Annotated in this window: 17 protein-coding genes; 8 read left to right on the top strand and 9 right to left on the bottom strand. The window is 73.1% G+C overall.

Annotated elements, in window-relative coordinates; genetic code table 11:
- The first annotated feature begins 113 nt into the window (after window positions 1-113).
- A complete protein-coding gene (locus ACIQAC_RS17535) occupies window positions 114-902 on the top strand; it encodes a sulfite exporter TauE/SafE family protein (RefSeq protein ID WP_402191862.1) in 789 nt (262 codons plus the stop codon).
- A gap of 73 nt (window positions 903-975) precedes the next feature.
- Here ACIQAC_RS17535 and ACIQAC_RS17530 read toward each other — a convergent pair whose 3' ends face one another.
- Window positions 976-1,560 carry a GNAT family N-acetyltransferase gene (locus ACIQAC_RS17530; protein ID WP_402191861.1) on the bottom strand — a complete coding sequence of 195 codons (585 nt, stop codon included), beginning with the start codon at window positions 1,558-1,560 and terminating at the stop codon, window positions 976-978.
- Window positions 1,561-1,950: 390 nt separating this feature from the next.
- Between ACIQAC_RS17530 and ACIQAC_RS17525 the strand changes: the two genes are divergently transcribed.
- Window positions 1,951-5,085, top strand: a complete 3,135-nt coding sequence (locus ACIQAC_RS17525; RefSeq protein WP_402191859.1) for a discoidin domain-containing protein — start codon at window positions 1,951-1,953, stop codon at window positions 5,083-5,085.
- Between the two features lie 28 nt (window positions 5,086-5,113).
- Here the strand turns inward: ACIQAC_RS17525 and ACIQAC_RS17520 are convergent, their stop codons facing one another.
- Complete coding sequence (locus ACIQAC_RS17520) at window positions 5,114-7,102, bottom strand: GTP-binding protein (protein WP_402191857.1); 1,989 nt, start codon at window positions 7,100-7,102, stop codon at window positions 5,114-5,116.
- A gap of 260 nt (window positions 7,103-7,362) precedes the next feature.
- On the opposite strand from ACIQAC_RS17520, the gene ACIQAC_RS17515 reads away from it, so the two are divergent.
- Window positions 7,363-8,484, top strand: a complete 1,122-nt coding sequence (locus tag ACIQAC_RS17515; protein ID WP_402191855.1) for an XdhC family protein — start codon at window positions 7,363-7,365, stop codon at window positions 8,482-8,484.
- 3 nt (window positions 8,485-8,487) lie between these two features.
- Here ACIQAC_RS17515 and ACIQAC_RS17510 read toward each other — a convergent pair whose 3' ends face one another.
- The gene (locus ACIQAC_RS17510) at window positions 8,488-8,988 is read right to left on the bottom strand and encodes a metallophosphoesterase family protein (protein WP_402191854.1); all 501 of its coding nucleotides are present in this window, start codon (window positions 8,986-8,988) and stop codon (window positions 8,488-8,490) included.
- Between the two features lie 244 nt (window positions 8,989-9,232).
- Between ACIQAC_RS17510 and ACIQAC_RS17505 the strand changes: the two genes are divergently transcribed.
- The 4 genes from ACIQAC_RS17505 (at window position 9,233) to rfbC (ending at window position 12,979) form a co-directional block, all read left to right on the top strand.
- Complete coding sequence (locus ACIQAC_RS17505; protein ID WP_402191852.1) at window positions 9,233-9,679, top strand: MarR family winged helix-turn-helix transcriptional regulator; 447 nt, start codon at window positions 9,233-9,235, stop codon at window positions 9,677-9,679.
- A gap of 76 nt (window positions 9,680-9,755) precedes the next feature.
- Window positions 9,756-10,340, top strand: a complete 585-nt coding sequence (locus ACIQAC_RS17500) for a hydrolase (RefSeq protein ID WP_402191850.1) — start codon at window positions 9,756-9,758, stop codon at window positions 10,338-10,340.
- Between the two features lie 101 nt (window positions 10,341-10,441).
- Entirely contained in the window at window positions 10,442-12,379 is a 1,938-nt protein-coding gene (locus ACIQAC_RS17495) for a glycosyltransferase family 2 protein (RefSeq protein ID WP_402191849.1), read from the top strand.
- Between the two features lie 3 nt (window positions 12,380-12,382).
- Window positions 12,383-12,979: a dTDP-4-dehydrorhamnose 3,5-epimerase gene (rfbC, locus tag ACIQAC_RS17490; RefSeq protein ID WP_402191848.1), complete on the top strand. Its 597-nt coding sequence runs from the start codon at window positions 12,383-12,385 to the stop codon at window positions 12,977-12,979.
- Between the two features lie 25 nt (window positions 12,980-13,004).
- On the opposite strand, the gene ACIQAC_RS17485 is transcribed toward rfbC, so the two are convergent.
- From ACIQAC_RS17485 to ACIQAC_RS17465, 5 genes are all read right to left on the bottom strand, one after another.
- The gene (locus tag ACIQAC_RS17485; RefSeq protein WP_402191846.1) at window positions 13,005-13,808 is read right to left on the bottom strand and encodes a class I SAM-dependent methyltransferase; all 804 of its coding nucleotides are present in this window, start codon (window positions 13,806-13,808) and stop codon (window positions 13,005-13,007) included.
- Window positions 13,795-14,679: a dTDP-4-dehydrorhamnose reductase gene (gene rfbD, locus ACIQAC_RS17480; protein ID WP_402191845.1), complete on the bottom strand. Its 885-nt coding sequence runs from the start codon at window positions 14,677-14,679 to the stop codon at window positions 13,795-13,797. The genes ACIQAC_RS17485 and rfbD overlap by 14 nt, the downstream gene beginning before the upstream one ends.
- Complete coding sequence (rfbB, locus tag ACIQAC_RS17475; RefSeq protein WP_402191844.1) at window positions 14,676-15,692, bottom strand: dTDP-glucose 4,6-dehydratase; 1,017 nt, start codon at window positions 15,690-15,692, stop codon at window positions 14,676-14,678. The genes rfbD and rfbB overlap by 4 nt, the downstream gene beginning before the upstream one ends.
- A gap of 61 nt (window positions 15,693-15,753) precedes the next feature.
- Complete coding sequence (locus ACIQAC_RS17470) at window positions 15,754-16,821, bottom strand: glucose-1-phosphate thymidylyltransferase (protein WP_402191842.1); 1,068 nt, start codon at window positions 16,819-16,821, stop codon at window positions 15,754-15,756.
- 184 nt (window positions 16,822-17,005) lie between these two features.
- Entirely contained in the window at window positions 17,006-19,456 is a 2,451-nt protein-coding gene (locus ACIQAC_RS17465; protein ID WP_402191841.1) for a SpoIIE family protein phosphatase, read from the bottom strand.
- A gap of 189 nt (window positions 19,457-19,645) precedes the next feature.
- On the opposite strand from ACIQAC_RS17465, the gene ACIQAC_RS17460 reads away from it, so the two are divergent.
- On the top strand, window positions 19,646-21,772 hold the full coding sequence (locus ACIQAC_RS17460) for a SpoIIE family protein phosphatase (protein ID WP_402191840.1): 2,127 nt from the start codon (window positions 19,646-19,648) through the stop codon (window positions 21,770-21,772).
- Between the two features lie 81 nt (window positions 21,773-21,853).
- Here the strand turns inward: ACIQAC_RS17460 and ACIQAC_RS17455 are convergent, their stop codons facing one another.
- On the bottom strand, window positions 21,854-23,227 hold the full coding sequence (locus tag ACIQAC_RS17455; RefSeq protein WP_402191838.1) for a S1 family peptidase: 1,374 nt from the start codon (window positions 23,225-23,227) through the stop codon (window positions 21,854-21,856).
- Window positions 23,228-23,633 lie beyond the last annotated feature (406 nt).

Raw genomic sequence — 23,633 nt, 5'->3', positions numbered from 1 at the left:
CTGGGCGGGCCCGTGGAGTCTGCGCCGATCGTGAACATCTCGTTGCCCGTCCGCGGCCTCGCGGCCCCCTCCGCCGATACTGACCCGGCGATCGAGGAACGGCGGGGCGTGCGATGGAGTGGACGATCTGGGCAGGGTTCGCGGCCGGCCTGCTGATCTCGACGGTGACCGCGCCGGTCGGCGTGTCCGGGGCGGTCTTCCTGCTGCCGGTGCAGCTGAGCGTGCTCGGCGTGCCGAGTCCCGCGGTCACACCGACGAACCTGCTGTTCAACGTGGTGGCCGGACCCGGCGCCCTCTGGCGCTACCGCCGCGACGGCGCGCTGCGCGGCGGTCTGGCCCGGCGCCTGGTCGTCTGGACACTGCCCGGCGTCGTCGCGGGCGCCGCCGTGCGCGTCTTCGCCCTCCCCGGCCCGGAGGTCTTCCGCGTCCTGGTCGCCGCGCTTCTGCTGCCGCTCGGCGGCTGGCTGTGCCTGCGCACCCTGCGCCCGGCTCGCCACCGGCCGCGCCCCGACGCCGCCGAGCCGTCGCCGCCGGTCCTCGCCGCCCTGGCCCTGACGGTGGGCCTCGTCGGCGGGATCTACGGCATCGGCGGGGGCTCCCTGCTCGGGCCCGTCCTGGCCGCACGCGGCATGCCCATGGCCCGCCTCGCGCCGGCCACCCTCGCGGCGACCTTCACCACGTCGGTCGCGGGGGCCGGCGCGTACGCGGTGCTGGCCACGGCCGGCTCGGGCCCCGTCGCCCCCGACTGGTGGCTGGGCCTGGCCTGCGGCCTCGGCGGCCTGCTCGGCGGCTACGCCGGCGCCCGCCTCCAGCCCCACCTGCCCGAAACCGCCCTTCGCCTCCTCCTGGGCACCCTGGCTGGGGCACTTGGGGCGCTGTATGCCGGACAGGCGCTTGCGTGAGGTGGGGGGCGGGGGGGTTTGGACGCCGGACGACGGGTGGGTGGCCGTAGGGCCGATCAGGCCGGCGGAACCGTCAGCGTGACCACCCAGCGATGGGGCGAGATCGGGCGGGTTCGAACGAACCCGTGGTTCTCGAAAACGGCCATCGGCCCGGTGTGCAGAAACGACCCCGACACGGACGGTCGTCCGTCTCCTCCGGGTACCCCTCGACCGTGCCGCCGCCCAGGCGGGCGATCTCGGCAAGCGCCCCGCCGAGCGCGGCATGGGCGACGCCGCGCCCTCTCAGCCCCTTCCCCGTGAAGAAGCAGGTGACGCGCCAGTCCGGCAGCACCGTGAGCTCCTTCTCGTACCTCCGTCTGCTCTTCACCTCCGGCAGCTCCGCCGGCGTGCCGAACTGGCACCAGCCCACACAGTCGTCCCCCGCGAACACCAACGCGGCACGCGTACGTCCCTCTTGGACGCGCTGCTCCTTCTCGGCCCGGTTCTGCTGGGGAGTTCGGCCCTTCCCGAGCCTGACGTGGAAGCCCATGCACCAGCAGCCGCCCCACACACCGTTGTTCGCCTCGACCAAGCGCGCGAACGCGGGCCAGGTGTCCGTGTCCAGCGGCCGGACGGCGAGGGGGACTGCGGACGTATCGCCCGCCGCGGTGTCGCCCACACCTGCCTCCTCGCTGTGCCGCTCGGACCTCGCGCCCGGTACAGCTCCCTCTCTATCCCCACAGGTCACACCCGTCAACTGCACTGCGGCCGTCGCGAGCGCCCCCCGAACCCCGGACCCCTGATCCCGGCCCCCGGACCCCGGATCCCAGACCCCGGATCCCAGACCCCGGATCCCAGACTCCGCCCCGGGCATCTCCACGACGCCCCGCGCCACACTCCGCCCCGCGCCACACTCCGCCTCGTGCCCCGTGCCCCGTGCCCCGTGCCAGCCACCCCCTCCCCCACAACCCCCGTCTCCGCCCCAGCCCTTGACTCCCCGAGAAACAAGAACGGAGAATTGCCGCCATTCCGGCTGACAACGTTGTCTCCGCCAGAAAGGCATCCACGAATGGCCCCGAGATCGCAGATCGACCGCCGCCACTTCGTCCAACTCCTCAGCTCCTCCGTCGGCCTCGCGGCCCTCCCGCTCACCGCGGGCGCCGGCCCCGCCCAGGCCCACACCCAGGCCCAGGAGCACGCCCACGCGACGCCGGACCCGGTGGCGGAGACCTACTACCGCGTCCTGCTGAACCACACCCACTGGTCCGAGACCCAGTGGGACGCGGCCCGCGGTCACTACACCAACAAGGACTTCGGCTTCGCAGTCGTACTCGGTCACGCCGTTCTGCTCACGCACGGCACCTACGACAGCGACCGGGCCGGCGTGGACGCGCAGACCCTCAGGGCCAGGACCGTCGCCACGATCCGGCACTTCGCCGCGACCAACCGCCTCACCGGCGGCAGCGAGTGGGGCCGCACCCTGTTCTTCGACACCACCTTCCAGCTCTACTTCCTGCTCGCCGCCCGGCTGCTGTGGGACGACCTCGACGACACGACCCGCGCCCACGTCGACACCATCACCCGCGAACAGGCCGCCTACACGGCCGCGTTGGGCACCGGCAACGACCCGGCGTCCGGCGGCTGGACACCGAACGGACGGCTCGGCGGCCACGAGGGCGACACCAAGCTGGAGGAGATGGGCGTCTACGCCCAGGCCCTGGCGCCCGGACTCGCGTGGGCCGCGGACGACCCGCGCCACCCGGACTGGGCGAGCGCGTTCGGCGCCTGGTCGCGCAACGAAGGGGGCCTGCCGCAGGCCGACCTGGCGAACCCGGCCGTCGTGGACGGCGTCCGCGTCTCCGAGAACACGGCCCACAACGTCTACGACACCTTCGTCGTCGAGAACCACGGCTCGTTCGGGCCGCACTACCAGGAAGAGCTGTGGCGTACGTCGGGCCGCAACGCCGCCCACTTCGTCACCGCGGGCCGGCCCCTGCCCGAGGTGCTCACGAACCAGCCGAATGCCGACGCCCTGTGGCGCAGCCTGCTGAGCGTCATGAGCGACGCCGGCGAGCCGCTGATGCCCATGGTCAACGACCGCGAGCATCTCTACGGCCGGGACGTCATCCCCCTCGCGTTCCTCGCCCAGGTCGGCGGCGACCGCGCGGCGGCCCGGGCGGAGACGGCCCTCGCGGAGCGGCTGGAGGCGTATCAGGCGTATCCGCCGCAGTACCGGCTGGCGAAGTTCTCCGGCGAGCCGAAGTACGAGCCCGAGGCACGTGCGGAGCTGGCCATCAGCTATCTCCTGCACCGCTGGGCGAGGGATCACGGGCGGGTGGTCCGGCCCTTGTCCCAGGCCGAGTTGTTCGCCCACTCCGCGGGGGTGACCGACTTCGGCGTTGGTCCCGGGCTGCTGTCCCACCAGTCCACGGCCGCCTGGGCGGGCGTCGTCACCAAGCCGGGGCTGGTGAAGTTCGCGTGGCAGCCCGCGCACGACGACTGGCTGTTCAAGGTCAGTGGCGCGACCCCCATGTTCCTGCCGAGCACGGCGGTCGAGGTGGCGGAACGGCGGGTGCGCGCGTACGACCGGCGGCGCGACGGGTTCGACGGAAGCGCCACAGTGCTTCGGCTGGCGTCGGGCTACGCGGGTCTGACAACGTTGCCAACAGGGTCCGTCGTCTATGCCACAACAGGCCTCGCCGCACGTGAGGGCCGCCTGGAGCTCCACAACCTGACCATGCCGGGGCTGCCGGGCCTGACGGGGTCACGGACCTACCGGTACGCCGAGGGCACCACCGCCGTAGCCTCCCAGGACTCCCGTCCGCCGGTGCCGGGTCCCCGCGTCGACGTGGTGACCTTCCCGCGCACGGAAGTACGCCATGTGCGCATGCTCGGTGTCCGTCCGGACCCCACGTACGGGTACTCGCTCTTCACCTTCCAGGTCCGTGACGGGGCCGAGGGCACGGACCTCGCCCGGGGGCGCGCAGCGACCGCGTCCTCCAACGACCCGGGCCGGGAGCCCCCGCTGGCCGTGGACGGCGACGACACGACCCGGTGGGCGGTGGCACGGGCCGACCGTCCGCGGGCCGACAGCTGGCTCGCGGTCGACCTCGGCGCCGCCCAGCAGGTCGACCGTGTGACCCTGCGCTGGGAAGCGGCGGCGGGCCGCGCCTATCTCGTGCAGGGGTCGGCGGACGGGAGGACCTGGGACAACCTCGCCGCCTGGCCCGCGCCCGACCTCTCCAGCCGGGGCGACTGGCTGGAGATCGACGGCCGGGCCGGGCTGCGCGTCACGGGCTCCGAGCAGCCGATCACCGTCTCCGGCGACGCCGTGGTGCTGGCGGACGGTCCGGCCGTACCGCTGGTGGTCGAGGGCTTCGTCGGCACGTCCGCAGAGGAACTGCGCGTCCTGGCCGGCGGTCCCGTCCCCCGTGCCGCGGCGGACCCGGTCCGTGCCGCGCTCACCGACGGCCACCTCAGCCTGTTCAACCTGTCCGGGGACCCGGTCTCCACCACGGTCGACATTCCCCGGTCCGGTTCCACCGCGACCGTGTTCGAGGGCCGGCAGGTGTTCACCCAGGAGGGCAGTTCCTACGAGGCGCGTCTCGACGCGGCGGAGGCACGGCTGCTGCCGCCTCGGATGACCCTGCGGTCCCGGACCGGAAAGCGGCTGCCCACCGGGCTGCGGGCGGAGGTCGTGAACGGCACGACCGTACGGCTCACGGGTCCGTCCTGCCGGATCGAGGTCACCGGGCAGGGCCGGAGCAGGACGGTGGCCGTCCGTTCCGGCCGCACCACCACCGTCACACTGCCCGGCGCGACCGCGTATCCCCTGGACGATCTCGCGCTCGGCCGCGCGGTGTTCCCGACCAATCCGCTCCCGCGCGGCATGGCCGATCCCGCCGCCGCCGTCGACGGCGATCCGGCGACGGCGTGGACACCGGGACCACACGGCCGCATCGTGGTGGACCTCGGCGCCGAGCACCGCGTCCGTGACGTCCGTACCGAGTGGACCGGGGGCCAAGTACCCGGCCTCCGCGTGGAGTACAGCATCGACGGCCTCACCTACCGGCCCGCCGGGCGGCTCACCGGGCACGGCCGCGAACGCCGGCTCACCACCGAACTCACCGCACGCTACGTCGCGTTGGCGACCGACGCGAACAACGACAGGAGCGCCCGGCTGATCCACCTCCACCTGCGCTGACGGACAGCCGGTCCACCTCCCCCGGCTCTCAACTCCCCACCCTCCGCGTCACGCTGAGCAGATACTCCTTCCGGTTCAGCGGGTTGTGGTCGGTGCGGGAGCGTTCCGGGACGGCGCCGTGCAGCACCGGGGCGTAGTGGTCGAAGGAGCTCTCCCATTCGCCCTCGCCCCGGGTCAGTCCCGGCAGTTGCTGCTCCAGCGTGTGGACGCGGGCTGCCGGGACCACACCCTCCAGGACGCACAGCCGGCCGCGGTTCTCGGTCGTCCCGGGCACCGCCCGCTGTCCGGCGAGGACCGGCAGCAGCGCGCCCAGGGTGTCCGCCGGGGCCTCGACACGGAACCGGTGCATCGGCTCGTGGACCAGCGTGCCCGCCCGGCGCAGCGCCTCGACGAGGACGAGCGGGGTCAGGCCCCGGAAGTCCTGGCCGGTGCTCGACATGCTCTTGTCGAAGCCCTGGTGGGCGTGGCTCTGCCGGGGCGAGTAGCCGGAGCGGGTCATGGTGACCGTGCAGTCGGTGACCTGCCAGCCGTGCAGCCCCTGTCCGAGGGTCTCGCGGACGGTGTCCTCGACCGCCTTGAAGAAGGCGTACGGCATCGAGCCCAGCTCGACCTCCAGGCGGAAGCCGACACCGCTGCCGGCCGGCGCCGGGTCGACGCGCAGCCCGACCGTGGCGAGGAACGGGTTGGGCTCCTTGCCGTTGAACTCGACGGCCGATCCGGAGCCGGCCGGCCGCTCCACGCAGAGCGGGGTCGTCTCGCGGAAGCCGACGTCGAGGCCGTAGTCGGCGGCGAGGGTGGCCTGGACGACCTCCTTCTGCACCTCGCCGTAGAGCGACACGGAGGTCTCCCGGCGGATCTCGTCGTGGCGCAGGCCGATCAGCGGGTCCTGCTCGGCGAGCTGGGTCAGGGCCAGGTGCAGCGCGCCGCGATCGGTGCCGGGGCCGGGGACGACGACGGTCTCCAGCGTGGGCGGGGCGAAGTGGTGGCCCGGCGTGGCGCGCGGGACGCCGATGGAGTCGCCGATCCGGATGTCCCCGAGGCCCCACAGCCGGGCGATACGGCCCGCCGGTACGGCGTCCCCGCGGACGTCCGTGCCGCCGTCGAAGACGTTGATCGCGGTGACCTTGCCCTCCTGGCCCGCGGCGCCGAAGGGGATCCGGTCGCGGGTGCGCAGGGTGCCCGAGAAGAGCCGCGCGTACGCCACCTTCTCCCCCGCCGGGCCGCGCTCGACCTTGAACACGGTGCCGGAGACGGGCCCGTCCGGGTCGCCGGCGGCCGGCGGGAGCAGCTCGGTGATGCCGTCGACGAGGGCGTCCACCCCGGCGCCCGTGACGGCGGACCCCGCGTACACGGGATGGACGCGCGCCTGCCGGGTCTGGGCGGCGAGCGCGGCGCGCAGCCGGGCGGGGTGGGCGGTGCCGTCGACGTAGGCGGCGAGCAGTTCGTCGTCGTGCCGGGTGAGCACGTCGAGGGCGCCGGGGGCGCCGGGGGTTTCGGGGCCGGGGCCCGGGGTGAAGCCGGCGGCCGGGGTGCCGAGGCCGGTGGCCGTGCCCATGGGGATCACGGACGCGGTCAGCCGCTCGGTGACGGCGGCCACGACCTCGTCGTAGCGCGCTCCTCGGCGGTCGAGCTTGTTGACGAAGATCAGTGTGGGGATGCGCAGGCGGCGCAGGATGCGCATCAGGACGCGGGTCTGTGCCTGGACGCCCTCGACGGCCGAGACGACGAGGACGGCGCCGTCGAGCACACCGAGGACGCGTTCGACCTCGGCGATGAAGTCCGGGTGGCCGGGGGTGTCGATGAGGTTGACGGTGGTGTCGCCGACCGGGAACGAGACGACGGCGGCCTTGATGGTGATGCCGCGCTGCCGCTCCAGGGCGAGGGTGTCCGTCCGGGTGCTGCCGGCGTCGACGCTGCCGATCTCGTCGATCACTCCGGCGGAGTGCAGCAGCCGTTCGGTCAGGCTGGTCTTACCGGCGTCGACATGGGCGAGGATCCCGAGGTTGAGCAGGTGCACGAAGCGTCATGTCCTTCGAAGAGGGGGCGATTCCTTCCTGGGGGGACATGAACGTTCCGCGCATCGGGGCTCCTGGCTTCGAGGGTGTGTGCCGTCCCGAGCAGTGCAGCAGAGGCCGTGGATTCCGGGCAATGGATTAACACTCAACCAAGTGGTCGCGGGGGCGCTCGCCGCTCTCACGGCAGCGCCATAAGGTGGCATACGTCCCGTTCGCCCGGCGCGGCGTGCAGACGGGACGCCCGCCGAGGAGAGGAGCGGCCGTGCGTGAGATCCTCCCGGCGCTGAGCGGCTGGTACGCGGCCGGAGCGCCGTTCGGCCTGGCCACGGTGGTCGGCGTCAGCCGCAGCGCCCCGCGCGATCCGGGCGCGGCCATGGCGGTGGGCCCGGGGGACGAGGTCGTCGGCAGTGTGTCCGGCGGCTGTGTCGAGGGGGCCGTGTTCGAGCTGGCCCAGGAGGTTGTGGCGAGCGGCGGGGCCCGGCTGGAGACCTTCGGGTACAGCGACGAGGACGCGTTCGCGGTCGGTCTGACCTGCGGCGGCGAGATCACCGTCCTGGTGCGGCCGGTCACGCCGGCGTCCGATCCCGCGTTCGGCGAGGTCGCGCGGTCCGTCGCCGAGGGCGTCCCGGTGACGGTGGCGACCGTGATCAACGGTCCGGCGCCGCGCGGGGCCACCCTCGCCGTGTGGGACGCCACGGTCGCCGGCGCCCTCGGCACCGAGGGCCTGGACGCGGCGGTCGGCGCCGACGCGCGCGGCGAACTCGCCCAGGGGGCCACGGGCGTACGGCACTACGGGCCACGCGGGGAGCGCCGCGAGGACGCGGTGTCGGTGTTCCTGCACTCCTTCGCGCCGCCGCCCCGGATGCTGGTCTTCGGCGCGATCGACTACGCGGCGTCGGTGGCCCGGATCGGTGACTTCCTCGGCTACCGGGTCACGGTGTGCGACGCCCGTCCGGCCTTCGCCACGGCGAAACGCTTCCCGCCCGGCGTGGAGGTCGTCGTGGACTGGCCGCACCGCTATCTGCACGGCACCAGCACCGACGAGCGGACCGTGATCTGCGTGCTGACGCACGACCCGAAGTTCGACGTGCCCCTGCTGGAGGAGGCGCTGCGCCGGCCGGCCGCCTACATCGGCGCGATGGGCAGCCGCCGTACCCACGACGATCGGGCCAAGCGGCTGGCCGAGGCCGGTCTGACACCGGCCGAGCTGTCCCGGCTGCGCTCACCGGTCGGCCTGGACCTTGGGGCCCGGACGCCCGAGGAGGTAGCCGTGTCCGTCGCGGCCGAGATCGTCGCCCTGCGCTGGGGCGGCAGCGGTACGCCGCTGACGGCGACGGCGGGCGCGATCCACCGGCCGGGACTCCCGCCGGCGCCGAGAGGCTAGCGGCTAGCGGGGCGGCAGCCTGTGCAGCACCACGTCCGAGAGACGGCCGTCGTCCACCCGGGCCGTCAGGTAGGTGCAGTACGGCTGCCGGCGCCGGTCCGTCGGCGAACCCGGATTCAGCAGCCGCAGCCCCGTCGCCGTTGTGGTGTCCCACGGAATGTGGCTGTGCCCGAAGACCAGCACGTCGAGGTCGGGGAAGCGCGCCGCACAGCGCGCCTCGCGCCCCTGCGCGGACCCCGTCTCGTGCACCACGCCGAAGCTGAGCCCGCCCAGCTCGGCGTGTGCCACCTCGGGAAGCCGGGCGCGCAGACCGGGCCCGTCGTTGTTGCCGTACACGGCGACGAGCCTGCGGGAGGCGCCCTCCAGCAGATCCAGGGTGGCCTCGTCGACCCAGTCCCCGGCGTGCACGACCACGTCGGCGCGCGGCAGCTCGGCGAGCAGCGGGGCCGGCAGCTCCCTGGCGCGCTTGGGGAGGTGGGTGTCGGACATCAGGAGCAGGCGCACGGGCTCAGCGTACGGCGGGCGGCATCGGCGTACGACGAGCGGCGGGTGCGGGTACGGGCGGCGGGCTGCGGGCTACGGGCGGCGACTGCGGGCTAGGGCTGCGGGCTGCGGGCGACATCAGTGGGCGGCCCGGCGCCCGGCCGCCTGGCGCCGAAGGAAACGGACCACCAAAGCGCGGGGCATGGTCAGGTAAAACTGTTCAGCCTGGACTGCACAGTTCCTCCTGTCGATCTACGGTGGGGTCATGGACCGCGAACCGCCCGTCTCCGACTCCGCCGCCCGTGTCGCACACGAGCTGCGGGTGGTGTTCAGCCGTCTGGGCCGCCGGCTCCGCGAGGTCGCCGAGGACGACGGGCTCACGCCCTCGCAGGAGTCCGCGCTCGCCCTGGTCGGCAAGTTCGGGGCGGCCACGGCCAGCGCGCTGGCGGCGGCCGAGGGCGTCCGCCCGCAGTCGATGGCCGCCACACTCGCCGCGCTGGAGCAGCACGGCCTGGTCCGGCGCCGGCCCGACCCCGACGACGGCCGCCGGCAGCTGGTCACCCTCACCGACGCCGGTCGCGACCGGGTCGAGGGCAACCGGCAGGCCCGCGACGAGTGGCTCGCCCGTGCCCTCCAGGAGGGCTGCACCGAGGCGGAGCGCGCCACGGTCCTGGAGGCACTGGCCCTCATGAACCGGCTGACAGAGCAGTAGCTCCGGCCCGGCCCACGCTCCCCCGTCACCACCCCCTCAAGAGACCCCCTCAAAAACCCTTTCGAAAGGCCGCACCATGGCTCTCACCACCCTCGACCCCCGTACCGCACTCGTTGTGATCGATCTCCAGCGCGGCATCGTGGGCGCGCCCGTCCAGCCGGTCCCCGCCGCCGACGTCGTCGCCAGGTCGGCCGCGCTCGCCGACGCCTTCCGCGCCCGTGAGCTGCCCGTGGCGCTGGTCCGGGTCTCCTTCGCGGCCGACGGCGCGGACGTGGTGCCCGGCCGGACCGAGACCGGGCGTCCCGGCGGCGCCCTGCCCGCCGACTGGGACACCCTCGTGCCCGAACTGGCCGGACACCCGGGCGACATCACCGTCACCAAGCACAACTGGGGCGCCTTCCACGGCACCGACCTGGACGTCCAGCTGCGCCGCCGGGGTGTCACCCAGATCGTGCTGACCGGCATCGCCACCAGCATCGGCGTGGAGTCCACCGCGCGGGCCGCGCACGAGCACGGCTACCACGTCACCCTCGCCACCGACGCGATGAGCGACATGAACCCGCAGGCGCACGAGAACAGCGTCACGCGGATCTTCCCGCGGCTGGGCGAGACAGGCACGACGGACGAGATCCTCGAACTACTGGCCAAGATCCACGATTAGGGCCGTCGCGGCAGCCGCACACAGGGAGTGGGGATAACATCTGGCAACGGGCACAATTCTCCCGCGCCAACGGCAGACGACCCTCAGGGGGCCACGAACCCATGCCGGTGAAGGTCAGCGTCATCGTCCCGGTGTACAACCCGGGCCGCTACATCGACGACTGTGTCGACTCGCTGCTGCGGCAGTCACTGCCGCCCGACGAGTACGAAGTGATCTTCGTGGACGACGGCTCCACGGACGGCACGCCGGAGCGGCTCGACAGGCTGGCCGCCGAGCACGACCGGGTGCACGTCTTCCACCAGGAGAACTCCGGGTGGTCCGGCAAGCCGCGCAACGTCGGGATCGCCGCCGCCAAGGGCGAGTTCGTGATGTTCGTCGACAACGACGACTACCTCGGCGACGAGGCCCTCCAGCGGATGTACGAGTACGGCGTGGCCAACGGCGCCGACGTGGTGATCGGCAAGATGGCGGGCAAGGGGCGCGGCGTCCCGGTCGAGCTGTTCCGGGTCAACCGCCCCCGCGCCACGGTCTCCAACGCACCGCTGATCGACAGCCTCACCCCGCACAAGATGCTCCGCCGGGAGTTCCTGGAGCGGACCGGGCTGCGCTTCCCCGAGGGCCGCCGGCGCCTGGAGGACCACGTCTTCGTCGCGGAGGCGTTCCTGCGCGCGGACAACGTCTCCGTGCTCAGCGACTACGTCTGCTACTACCACGTGCGCCGCGACGACTCCTCCAACGCCGGCTTCCAACGCTTCGACCCCGCCGGGTACTTCAAGAACCTGCGCGAGGCACTCGACGTCGTCGAGCGGTACACCGAGCCCGGCCCGCTGCGCGACAGGCTGTTCCGGCGCTGGCTGCGCAACGAGATGGTGGAGCGGCTGCGCGGCCGGCGTCTCCTCGGCGCGCCCGAGGACTTCCGCAAGGACCTCTTCGACCAGATCCACCAGGTGGTGACCGAGCGCTTCGGACCCGGTGTCGCGGCCGAACTCCAGCCGACGCAGCGGTTCGTGGCCGCGCTGGCGGCCGCCGACCGGTACGACGACGTGGTGGCGTTCGCCGAGTGGGAGGCCGGTGTCGCCCTCAAGGCCGTGCCGGAGCAGGTGACCTGGCGGGACGGGGCGCTGCGGATCGCCGTCACCGCCGAATACACCCTGCACGGCGAGGCGATGACGTTCCCCGCGGAGCCGCCGGCCGGCCGGCCCGCCGAACCGCCGCTCGACGTGACCGAGGCGATCGAGTGGGTGGCGGCGGACACCGCGGGCCGGTTCGACAAGGCCACGCTCGATCTGCTGCTGCGTGAACGGGCCAGTGCCGCCGCCTACTTCCAGCCCATGGAGTTCACCCGTGAGCGGGTGCCCGTCGGGGACGGCACGCGGGTGCGGCTGGTGCTGCGCGGCACGGCCACCCTCGACCCGGCCACCGCCGTCGAGGGGACTCCCCCGGACGCCGGGCTGTGGGACGTCGACGCGCGGGTGAAGCTGGGCGGCTGGACCAAGGAGCGGCGGCTCGGCCCCGCCACGAGCGACCGGCGCGCGCTGCCGGCGGCCGGTGTGGTCGCCGGGCGTGTGGTGCTGCCGTACTGGACCGATCCGCACGCCAATCTCTCGCTGGACGTCGACAGGGCCCGCAAGCGGCTGGGGATCGCCGGCCTGGCGCCGGACACGGTCACCACGGCGGGCGCCCAGCTGCGGGCCCGGCTGCCGTTGTACGTGGCCGGCGCCACCGATGTGGTGCTGCGGCTGACGACGCCCGCGAGCGACGCGGCCGTCGAGGTGTCGGGCACGCTCACGCCCGCCGGTGACGCCGCCGGGCTGATGGCCGAGCTGCCCGTCGACGCGCTCGGCGACGGCGCCTGGCGGGTCGGGGTGAATCTCGTGCCCAAGGCGGACGAGCCGTACTTCCACGCGCTGCCGGTCCGGTTGCGGACCGTGGCGGGCGGGGTCGAAGTGGTACGGAAGGCGCGGCCGAGTCTGCTGCGCCGGCTGGTGCGAAGGGCCCGGCGGGTGTTCGGCGGGGCCGCGACACAAAGCAGGAGGTAGGGCTTGCGAGCGATGGAGATCTCCGGCGCCTGGGTGCTGGAGCCCAAGGTGTTCCCGGACGAGCGGGGCAGCTTCCACGAGTGGTACCGGGGCGAGGAGTTCCGCGAGGCCACCGGCTACGACCTGGGGCTGGCGCAGGCCAACATGTCGGTGTCCCGCCGGGGTGTGCTGCGTGGTGTGCACTTCGCGGACACACCTCCCGGCCAGGCCAAGTACCTCACCTGTGTGCGCGGTGCCGTGCTCGACGTGGTGGTGGACCTGCGGGTCGGCTCGCCCGACTTCGGCCGCTGGGACGCCGTACGCCTGGACGACGAGACGCGGCACGCGGTGTTCCTCGCGGAGGGGCTCGGGCACGCCTTCATGGCGCTGACCGACGACGCGATCGTGGTCTACCTGTGCTCGACGGGCTATGTGCCGCAGCGTGAGCACGGGGTGCATCCGCTGGACCCGGAGCTGGGCATCGCCTGGCCGGAGGGGATCGAGCCGGTGCTGTCGGAGAAGGACGCGCAGGCCCCGACCCTGGCGGAGGCCCGGCAGTCCGGACTGCTTCCGTCCTACGAGGCCTGCCGCGCCCACTACGCGACCCTGCGGTCCGACTGAGCCGGACCGCAGGACCCCGCTGCGTCTAGCGGTTGACGCCGAACTCCTCCAGGGCGCGGCGCAGCGGGGGCCAGCCGCGCGGGCGGCTCGCGCCGATGTTGCGGGCGCGGGCCATCGGGCGCCAGAAGCCCGCCGACAGCAGGTCGTCCGGGCGCACCGACTGCACACGCTCCAGGATCGCCTCGGGCACCTTCTGCGGGTCGGGCACCTCGAACTCGGCCATGATCTCGTCGTACTTGTCGCGCAGCACGGTGTTCTTCGGGTCGGCGCCGAACACCAGGAGCTGGCCGGTGGGTTCGGTGTCGACGAGCACGGTCACCAGGTCCGGGCGGTGCCGGTTGAGGATCTCGACGAGCTTGTAGACGTCGCCGGTCCAGGCGTTGGTGTGCCGGTCGCGGGCGGCCTCGTCGATGCTGCGCGGCAGCATGTCGTCGAAGACGATCACGCTGGCCCAGTCGGAGTACTGCTCGATGTTCATGAAGTCGCGCAGCGCGTACTCGAAGAGGTGCATGCCGTCGATGAAGGCCAGGTCGAGCGTGGTGCGGCGCCAGTGGCCGAGCGGGCTGCGGCCCCGGCGGAGGTTGCGCAGCGGGTGCCGGCCGCCCTTGAGGTGGGCCAGCGGGTTGTCACGGGCGAAGAAGTCGTCGCTGGTGGCCTTCGCCAGATGGACGTCGCACTTGATCTCCGAGACCACCTTGAAGGCCGGGTCGACGGCGATGCTGGGGACACGCGACAGCGTGAGGCTGCGGCCGTCGTTGACGCCGATCTCCAGGTAGTTGCGGTTCGCGGTGGCCTTGTGCAGGCCCCGGAGGAACTCATGGCGTTTCACGCAGGGACTCCTTGACGATCAGGGGCAGTGCTTCGTGCAGAGCGGTGCGCCAGTCGCGCGGCGGCGGCAGGCCGGCGTCCCGCCAGCGGCCGTGCGCGAGGACGCTGTACGCCGGGCGCGGCGCGGGCCGGGAGAAGGCCGCGCTGCTGGTGGGGCGTACCCGGTCCGGGTCGGCTCCGGCACCGGCGAACACCTCGCGTGCCAGGTCGTACCAGGTGGCCTCGCCGGCGCTGGTGGCGTGGAAGACGCCGTGCGTGGCGGGGCCGATCAGGGGGCCGAGCGCCACCAGGGCCTCGGCGACGTCCGCGCTCCAGGTGGGCTGTCCGCGCTGGTCGTCGACGACGTCGACGGTGTCGCGCCGGGACTCCAGGTCGAGCATGGTGCGCACGAAGCTGCGGCCGTGGACGCCGTACGTCCAGGCGGTGCGCACCACGGCGGAGGCGGTCGGCAGGGTGGCGAGGACGTCGCGCTCACCGGCGAGCTTGGTGCGGCCGTAGGCGGTGCGCGGGGCCGGGGTGTGGTCCTCGGGGTAGGGCGCGGTGCGGGCCTCGCCGGAGAAGACGTAGTCGGTGGAGACGTGCAGCAGCCGGGCGCCGGTCGTGGCGCAGGCCTCGGCGAGCAGCCGCGGTCCGTCGCCGTTGACCGCGAGGGCGCGTGCCTCGTCGGTCTCGGCGTCGTCGACGGCGGTGTAGGCGGCGCAGTTGACCACGAGGTCGGGGCGGTGCTCGGCGAAGACGCGGGCGATGTCCTCGGGCGCGGTGATGTCGAGCGCGGCCCGGTCCAGGGCCACGGCCTGCTCGCCGTGCCAGGCGAGCGCGTCGGCGGTGTCGCGGCCGAGCATGCCGCCGGCGCCGGTGACGAGCCACTTCACGACTGCTCCACGGGCTGCTTGAGCGGCTGCTCCTGGCTCTTGCCGGGCGGCAGCTGTGCCCGCTGTTTGAGCGGCTGCCACCAGGCGCGGTGCGAGCGGTACCAGCCGGCGGTGGTGGCGACCCCGGTCTCGAAGTCGTGCAGCGGGCGGTAGCCGAGTTCGGTGCGGGCCTTGGTCCAGTCGACGCTGTAGCGCAGGTCGTGGCCCTTGCGGTCGGCGACGTGCTCGACCATGTCCCAGCCCGCTCCGCAGACCTCCAGGATCAGGGCGGTGAGTTCCTTGTTGGTGAGTTCGGTGCCGCCGCCGATGTTGTAGATCTCGCCGGGCCGGCCCTTGGTGCGGACGAGTTCGATGCCGTGGCAGTGGTCCTCGACGTGCAGCCAGTCGCGGACGTTGAGGCCCTCGCCGTACAGCGGCACCTTGCGGCCGTCGAGGAGGTTGGTGATGAACAGCGGGACGACCTTCTCGGGGAACTGGTGCGGTCCGTAGTTGTTCGAGCACCGGGTGACGCGGACGTCCATGCCGTGTGTGTGGTGGTAGGCGAGCGCCAGCAGGTCCGAGGAGGCCTTGGAGGCGGAGTAGGGCGAGCTGGGCCGCAGCGGGTGCTCCTCGGGCCACGAGCCGGTCTTGATGGAGCCGTAGACCTCGTCGGTGGAGACGTGCACGAAGGTCCGCACACCGTGGCGCAGCGCCGAGTCCAGCAGTGTCTGGGTGCCCACCACGTTGGTGCGGACGAAGTCGGCGGCGCCGTTGATCGAGCGGTCCACGTGGGACTCGGCGGCGAAGTGCACGACCTCGTCGGCGTGCGCCATGAGCCGGTCGACGAGGGGCGCGTCGCAGATGTCGCCGTGCACGAACTCCAGCCGGGGGTGTGACTCCGGCAGGTTGTCGCGGGAGCCCGCGTAGGTGAGTTTGTCGAGCACCGTGACCTTCGGCCCGCCGTTGCGGGCGAGCAGCCCGCGCACGTAGGTGGAGCCGATGAACCCGGCGGCGCCGGTGACAAGGAGGTTCATGAAGGGATCTGCACCTTGGTCATGTCTGGGGTCGCGGCTGTGCGCACGGCCCGTACCGCTCTCATGTGTGGATCTGCACCTTGCTGTGGTCGCCGAGGACGAGCCGGTGGGCGCTGGGCACCGCCGGCGCCGGCGTGACCTCGACGTGTCTGCCGATCAGGGAGTTCTCGATCCGTCCGACGCCGTCGATGGAGGAGTCGCGCAGCACGATGGAGAACTCCAGCTCGCTCTCGCTGATCCGGCAGTTCTCCGCGACGGACGTGAAGGGTCCGACGTAGGAGTTCTCGACGACCGTGCCGGAGCCGATCACGACCGGTCCGACGAGGCGGGAGCCGACGACCTTGGCGCCCTCCTCGACGACGACCCGTCCGATGGTCTCGGAGGCCTCGTCGACCTCGCCGTCGATACGACGGTCCAGGCCCTCCAGGACGATCCGGTTGACCTCCAGCATGTCGACGACGTTCCCGGTGTCCTTCCAGTAGCCGTGGATGACCGTGGAGTGGACGTCGGAGCCGTTGTCGAGGAGGTGCTGGATGGCGTGGGTGATCTCCAGCTCGCCGCGCCAGGACGGCTCGATGGCCCGCACCGCCTCGTGGATCAGCGGGGTGAACAGGTACACGCCGACGAGGGCGAGGTCGCTCTTGGGGTGCTCGGGCTTCTCCTCCAGCCGCACGACCTGCCCGGACGGGTCCAGCTCGGCGACGCCGAAGGCCCGCGGGTCGGCCACGTGGGTGAGCAGGATCTGGGCGTCGGGGCGGCTGGCGCGGAACTCCTCGACGAGGGAGGTGATGCCGCCGACGATGAAGTTGTCGCCGAGGTACATCACGAAGTCGTCGTCGCCGAGGTAGTCGCGGGCGATCAGTACCGCGTGGGCCAGCCCGAGTGGCCGCTCCTGCGGGATGTAGGTGATCCGCAGGCCGAATTTCGATCCGTCGCCGACGGCCTCCTGGATCTCCTCCGCGGTGTCGCCGACGACCACGCCCACGTCGGTGATCCCCGCGTCCGCCAGGGACTCCAGGCCGTAGAACAACACGGCCTTGTTGGCGACCGGGACGAGCTGCTTGGCCGAGGTGTGCGTGATCGGCCTGAGGCGTGTCCCGGCGCCGCCGGACAGCACGAGTGCCTTCATCTGGCACACCTTAGCCGGGGAACGACCGGAATGGAGACGGTCCGTTGTAGTTCCGTACCGCTCCATTCCGGCCTTTGTTTCCCCGGATGTCACCTGTGAGCGGCGCCCCGGCGACGGGCGCGCGCCCGTCCGGTGTCCCGGGCGCGCGGGAGGTCGGCGGCGGGACCCGTGTTGACGCGCGGTCTCACCGTCCGCTCAGCCCGATCTCGCTCCAGACCTGCTTGCCGCCGCTGACCGGCACGGTCCCCCAGGTCGCCGACATCGCCTCGACGAGCAGCAGTCCGCGCCCGCCGGTGGCCTCCCAGCCGATGCTCGTCGGCTTGACCGGGCTGCGCGGGGAGGCGTCGGCCACCGCCACCCGGAACCGGCTGCCCACCAGGGTGAGGTCGAGGCGGACCCGGCCGTCGGTGTGCACGAGCGCGTTGGTGACCAGCTCGGACACCACGAGCAGGATGGCGTCGGCCTCCTCGGTGACACCCCAGCCGCGCAGGGTGCGCCGGGTGAAGCGGCGGGCGTGCCGCACCGCCTCCGGGACCCGCCACACCGTCCAGCTCTCGCGCCGGGGGCGGACGGCGAGACCGTCGTAGCGCATGAGGAGCAGGGCGACGTCGTCGTTGCGCTGGGCGCCGACGAGCAGGGTGTCGGCGACCAGGCCGAGATGGGCGGGGTCGGAGCCGGCCAGGTCGCGGGCGAGCCGGTCGAGGCCGTCGTCGATGTCGGTGTCGGGTGACTCGACCAGGCCGTCCGTGGTCAGGGCGATCAGAGTGCCGGGCTGGAGCCCGAGCAGGGTCATCGGGAAGTCGGCCTGCGCGACCACACCGAGCGGCGGGCCGCCCTCGGCCTCGGCGATCTCCGTGGTGCCGTCGGGGTGGCGCAGCACCGGCGGGAGATGGCCGGCGCGCACACACCAGGCGGAGCCCTCCTCGGTGTCCACGTCGACGTAGCAGCAGGTGGCGAAGAGGTCGGTCTCCATCTCCAGGAGCAGCCGGTTGGCGTGCGAGACGACCACGTCGGGCGGGTGCCCCTCGGTGGCGTAGGCGCGCAGGGCGGTGCGCATCTGCCCCATCAGGGTGGCGGCGGCCGCGCTGTGGCCCTGGACGTCGCCGATGACGAGGGCGACGTGGTTGTCGGGCAGCGGGATGACGTCGTACCAGTCGCCGCCGACCTCCAGGCCGGCCGTGGCGGGCAGGTAGCGGGCGACGGCGGTGGCGCCCGGGAGCTGGGGCAGCCGGCGGGGCAGCAGCTGGCGCTGGAGCATGCCGACGAGTTCGTGCTCGGCGTCGAAGGCGTGGGCGCGCATCAGGGCCTGTCCGGCGAGGCCTGCGGAGGCGGTGAGCAGGGCGCGTTCGTCGGGGCCGAAGTCGTGCGGGGTGTCCCAGCCGATGAGGCAGGCTCCGGCCATCCGGGTGCCGGCGGGCAGCGGCAGCACGGCGAGGCCGCCGGGGCCGACCTCGGCGAGGGCGGGCTCCAGGGCGGTGGCGCCCGCGGGCCAGATCTGGGCGCGGCCCTCGCGCAGCGCGGCGGCGAGGGTGGGCATGGCCCGGACCGGCGCGTCGGGCCATTCGGTGCGCCACTCCAGCCGCCACAGCTCGGGCCAGGCCTCCGGTTCGGGCGGGTCGAGGACGGTGACGACGAGCCGCTCGCCCTCCAGCTCGGCGAGGGCGATCCGGTCGGCCCGCAGCGGCCGGCGCAGCGCGGCGACGACGGCGTGGCTGACGTCGCGGACGGTCCCGGCGGTGGCCAGGGCGGCGGCGAGGCGCTGCACACGGGCCACGTCGCTGACGTCGGAGCGGGTCGTGGAGGCCTCGGCGACGGTGCCGACGAGCTGGGCGGGGCGGCCCTTGCCGCCGGGCAGCAGCCGGCCGCGCAGCCGCAGCCAGCGCGGTGGCCCGGAGGGTCTGAGGACGCGGAACTCCAGTTCGCGTTCGCCGATGGACATGTGGCCGGCCTCGACGACGGACATCAGGGAGGGCAGGTCCTCCGGGACGGTGTGGCCGAGCAGCGTCTCCACCCGGCCGTCGAAGTCCTCGGGGCCGAGGCCGAACAGGTCGAGGATGTCGTCGCCGACCTCGACGCGGCCGGTGTCCATGGCGAGGGCGAACGCGTCCGTGGCGAGTTCCCCGCGGGCGGCCGCCCGGCCGGGGGCGGGACAGGCGACGGCGTCGGCGATCAGTTCGAGGCACTTGCGGGCGTCGGGGTCGAAGCCGCCGGGTGCCTCGCCGACGGCGAGCAGACAGCCGCGTTCGTCGCCGTGGTGGGCGGGCAGCGCGGCGAGGAAGTAGTCGCGAAAGGGGGTGCGCCGGGCCTCGGGCTCCTCGGCGAGTTCGGCGGGGCCGAGCCAGACGGGGCGGCCGGTGCGGTAGGCGTCGGCGACCGGGGAGTGTCCGTCGACGGTGTAGCCGTCACGGAGCCCGTACAGCCCGCGGGGCACTCCGGCGGACTCGATCAGGCGCAGCCGATCGCCCTCCTCGCCCGGGGTGTACACGGCGACGAACGTGGCACCGGTGAAGACGAGTGCCTGTTCGAGGACCCGGTGACGCCGTTCGGGCGAATCGGGGTCGGCCGTGAGCGCTTTCAGTGCGGCTTCGGCGCGCAGCACCCGTGTTCTGCGTTCCGTAGCGCCCTCTCTGACCACGTCCGTATTACAGCGCTTATGACGCCCGTGCGCAGCCCCTGTGAACGTGGTGGGCCCGCGAGACGGCCGTTCGCCGTGCGCGGCGGACGGCACGGGGGCAGATTTGATGCCTGTAAGCCCGTGCCGCAGACCCGCCCGGTGGATCCGTCCCGTGGATCCGTCCCGGGGCCGGTCGAGGAGGTGGTCGGCATGTCCGACGGGCAGGCCACCGGGCGGCCGAGGGGCCCGGCCGGACGGCCGCTGCTGTCCTTGGCGCTCGCCACCATGATCGAGGGTGCCCACGCGCACTCCGGGGCGGTGTATCTGCTGGCGGAGGACGAGCCGGTGCTGGAGATGGCGGTGATGGCCGGGCTGCCGCGGGCGTTCGCCGCGCCGTGGGAGCGGGTGGGGCTGAGCGCGCCGATCCCGGTCGCCGACGCGGTGCGTGAGCGGCGGCTGGTGTGGGTGGGCGGCGAGGAGGAGATGGCCCGGCTGTATCCGCGGGTCTCGGTGGTCCTGCCGTATCCCTTCGCGCTGGCCGCTTTGCCGGTGGCGACGGAGTCCACGGTGTACGGCGCGGTCTTCGTGACCTGGCCGGGCGCGCACCCCCAGGAGCTTTCCGACCGGGAGCGGGAGCAGCTGACGGCGGCGTGCGACCGGCTGGCGGTGCGGCTGGAGCGGGCGGCGGCCGAGAGTCTGCCGGTGCTTCCGGAGCCAGACCTGCCGGGGGCTCAGCTCGTCGGGGGCATGGCCGGGACGCTGGGTTCGGTCGAAGCGGTACGGATGGCGGCGCGGCTGCCGTACGGGATCTGTTCGCTGGATCTGCACGGCCGGATCGGGTTCGCCAACCCGGCGACGGCGGAGCTGATCGGGGTGCCGGTGAACCGGCTGCTGGGCACCCAGCTGTGGGCGGCCGTGCCGTGGCTGAACGATCCGGTGTACGAGGACCGTTACCGGGCCGCGCTGCTCAGTCAGCACGTCACGTCGTTCGTGGCGCTGCGGCCGCCGGGCGACTGGCTGTCGTTCCGGCTGTATCCGAGCCGGACGGGGCTGAGTGTGCGGATCAGCCGGGCGCGGGCGGTGGCGGAGCTGGGCCGGGCAGGGCCGCGCGAGGACGACGCGCCCTCGCGGCTGATCACCATCTCGCAGGTGCTGAGTCTGGCCGGGGCGCTGACGGAGGCGGCGAGTGTGCGGGACGTGGTGCAGCTGGTGGCGGACGAAGTGGGGCCGGCGGCGGGCAGTCAGGCGGTGGTCCTGCTGGGGTCCCGGGCGGGCCGGCTGCACGTGCTGGGCCAGCACGGCTATCCGGACCCGCGAGTCGTGGAGCGTTTCGACGGGACCCCGCTGTCGGAGCCGACGCCGGGGGTGCACGCCCTGAACAGCGGGGTGCCCGCGTTCTTCGAGTCCCGGGACCATCTGGAGCGGCTGTATCCGCTGCGCAACCGCACCCCGGACGGCTTCGCGGCCTGGGCTTATCTGCCGCTGATCGCCTCCGGCCGCCCGGTGGGTACCTGTGTGCTGGCCTACTCGGAGGCGCATCCGTTCCCGACCGAGGAGCGGGCCGTGCTGAGCAGTCTGAGCGGGCTGATCGCGCTCGCGCTGGAGCGGGCGCTGCTGTACGACGCCAAGCACCAGCTCGCGCACGGGCTTCAGGAGGCGCTGCTGCCGCACTCGCTGCCCCGGCTGCCGGGGGTGGCCGCGGCGGCGCGCTATCTGCCGGCGACCCGCGGTATGGACATCGGCGGCGACTTCTACGACCTGGTGCCGGCGCCGGGCGGCGCGGCGGCGGTGATCGGCGACGTGCAGGGGCACAACGTGACGGCGGCGGGGCTGATGGGGCAGATCCGTACGGCAGTACGGGCCTACACGACGGTCGGGCAGCCGCCGCACGAGGTCATGCGCAGCACCAACCGGCTGCTGATCGAGCTGGGTTCGGACCTGTTCGCGAGCTGTCTGTATCTGCGGCTCGATCCGGCGCGCGGGCGGGCCGTGATGGCCCGTGCCGGTCATCCGCCGCCGCTGCTGAGACGGCCCGACGGACAGGTGCGGGTGCTGGATCTGGCGGGTGGCCCGCTGCTCGGCATCGACGGTACGGCGAGCTATCCGACGACGGAGGTGGATCTCGCTGCGGGTTCGGTGCTCGTCCTCTACACCGACGGGCTGATCGAGTCGCCGGGGGTGGACATCGAGGACGCCCTGACCGATCTGGGCGGGCGGCTCGCGCGCGCAGGTGACCTGCCGCTGGACGGGCTGGCCGAGGTGCTGATGGGCGGGGGTGCGGCGGGGGGCGAGCGGCCCGACGACGTGGCGCTGCTGGTGCTGCGCGCCACGGGGTGACGGGCCGGGGGTGAACGCCGAGTGATCCGGCCCTCCCGCCGAGGGGCCGGACCACTTCCACTGACCGCAGGTGAGGGTGGGTCAGCGGGTCCCGGTCAGGGAGGACTGGCCGCCCTGGCGCTCCAGGCCGTTGATGATGTCGGCGATCAGGTCGCCGAGGTCCTGCTCGCCGACGGCGTCCTGGTTCTCGACGGCGCCCGGGTCCTCGACGGCACCGTCGCCCGCGCCCGGGTCCTCGCCGGCACCGGCGTCGTCACCCGCGCCGGCCTCCTCACCGGCGCCCGCGCCTTCCTCCGCACCGGCGCCGGCGTCGTCACCGGCACCCGCGTCACCGGCGCCCGCGTCACCGGCGCCCAGCGTCGCGCCGACCGCCTCCAGGGCGGTGGTCACGGGCTGGAAGAAGGTCTCGCCGCCGACGGTGCAGTCGCCGCTGCCGCCCGAGGTGAGGCCGATCGCGAGGCCGTCCTGGGTGAACAGGGAGCCGCCGCTGTCGCCGGGCTCGGCGCAGACGTCGGTCTGGACGAGGCCGGTGACCGTGCCCTCCGGGTAGTTGACGGTGGCGTCGAGGCCGAGGACCTGGCCGTCGGCGAGTCCCGTGGTGCTGCCCATCCGGAACACCTGCTGGCCGACGGTCGCCTCGGCGGCCTCGGTGATCGCGACGGTCTGGTCGCCGAGGTTGACCTCGCTGGCCGCGACGGTCGCCGGGTCGTCGTACTTGACCAGTGCGAAGTCGCCGTCGCCGGGGAAGACCGCCTGGTCGACGGTGGCGATGGGGGCGCCGTCCTGCGCGTCGGACCACTGCTCCGCCGCCACACCGCAGTGGCCCGCGGTGAGGAAGGCCGGAGTGCCGTCACCGGCGGTGACGTTGAAGCCGGCCGAGCAGCGGGCGCCGCCCGCGAAGATGGCGTCGCCGCCGGCGAGGAAGGGCTTGAACGTGCCGGCGGACTTGTTGATGGTCGCCGTGCCGGAGCCGAGCGACTGGACCGTCGACTCCAGCTGGTCCCACTTCGCGCCGGTGACCGTGGAGTCCGCGGTGACGAGGATCTTGTTGGTGCGCGGGTCGACGGCCCAGGAGGTGCCCGGGATGGTCGCCTCGGACTTCAGGGTCTGCGCCGCCGACTCGAGTTCGGTGCTGCTGTTGTCGACCTGGCGCACGGTGGCGCCGGCCTGCTCCAGCTCGCTGGTGCCCTGACCGTCGCCGTCGGTGACGTTCACGACCAGCTGCCGGGTGGTGGCGTCGTAGTAGGCGCCGGCGTAGGAGTCGCCGAGCAGTCCGCCCAGCCGGGACGCCAGGCCCGTGGCGTCCCCCGCCTTGAACGTCCGGGGCGCCGCGTCCTCCGACGCGCCGTCCTGGGAGGCGTTGGCGTTGGGCAGCAGGATGGCCGCCGCTCCGAGCGCCGCGACGCCGCCCACCGCTATCGCGGCCTTGCGCTTCGGAATTCGCTTGTGACTCAAACTACTCGACCTCCTGGGGACGGGGTCAGCTGCCGGGGGGCGGCAGCGGATGGGGCGCCTGGATGGCCACTGGTACGCACGGGGCGCGCGGTGCGTTCAATTCCGTTCGCACACGCCGGAGTCGGCGGCCCGCGTCCCGGCACCCCCGCGGAGATCCGCGCATCGGCGGACAGCCCCGGTCCAACACGTTCCGCGATCGGTCGCACACGACCTGCTGTGAACTCGTCCGCGAATCCTGTATTCGGCGAATCTGCACATCGAATACCCAACGGGCGCACCGGAGTCAGAGCTTCTCCACATGCGCGAGCCCCCGCCGACTCCCTTTCTGACCGGAGTGCCGGATTCGCCTCCGGTATTCCAAGATCGGGTCCGCGGTAAATCGACAAGCCTTGTGAAGAAGTCGCCA

It is taken from the genome of Streptomyces sp. NPDC088387 (assembly GCF_044753385.1).
Taxonomy (GTDB): Bacteria; Actinomycetota; Actinomycetes; order Streptomycetales; family Streptomycetaceae; genus Streptomyces.
The sequence above is the reverse complement of the archived record's forward strand: the minus strand, read 5'-3'. Positions and strand labels throughout refer to the sequence as shown.

Bases quoted from the DNA above. Each gene is read 5' to 3' on its own strand.
- ACIQAC_RS17500 (WP_402191850.1), top strand. From the start codon at position 9,756: ATGGCTCTCACCACCCTCGACCCCCGTACCGCACTCGTTGTGATCGAT.
- ACIQAC_RS17505 (WP_402191852.1), top strand. From the start codon at position 9,233: ATGGACCGCGAACCGCCCGTCTCCGACTCCGCCGCCCGTGTCGCACAC.
- ACIQAC_RS17525 (WP_402191859.1), top strand. From the start codon at position 1,951: ATGGCCCCGAGATCGCAGATCGACCGCCGCCACTTCGTCCAACTCCTC.
- ACIQAC_RS17460 (WP_402191840.1), top strand. From the start codon at position 19,646: ATGTCCGACGGGCAGGCCACCGGGCGGCCGAGGGGCCCGGCCGGACGG.
- ACIQAC_RS17535 (WP_402191862.1), top strand. From the start codon at position 114: ATGGAGTGGACGATCTGGGCAGGGTTCGCGGCCGGCCTGCTGATCTCG.
- ACIQAC_RS17495 (WP_402191849.1), top strand. From the start codon at position 10,442: ATGCCGGTGAAGGTCAGCGTCATCGTCCCGGTGTACAACCCGGGCCGC.
- rfbB (WP_402191844.1), bottom strand. From the start codon at position 15,692: ATGAACCTCCTTGTCACCGGCGCCGCCGGGTTCATCGGCTCCACCTAC.
- ACIQAC_RS17470 (WP_402191842.1), bottom strand. From the start codon at position 16,821: ATGAAGGCACTCGTGCTGTCCGGCGGCGCCGGGACACGCCTCAGGCCG.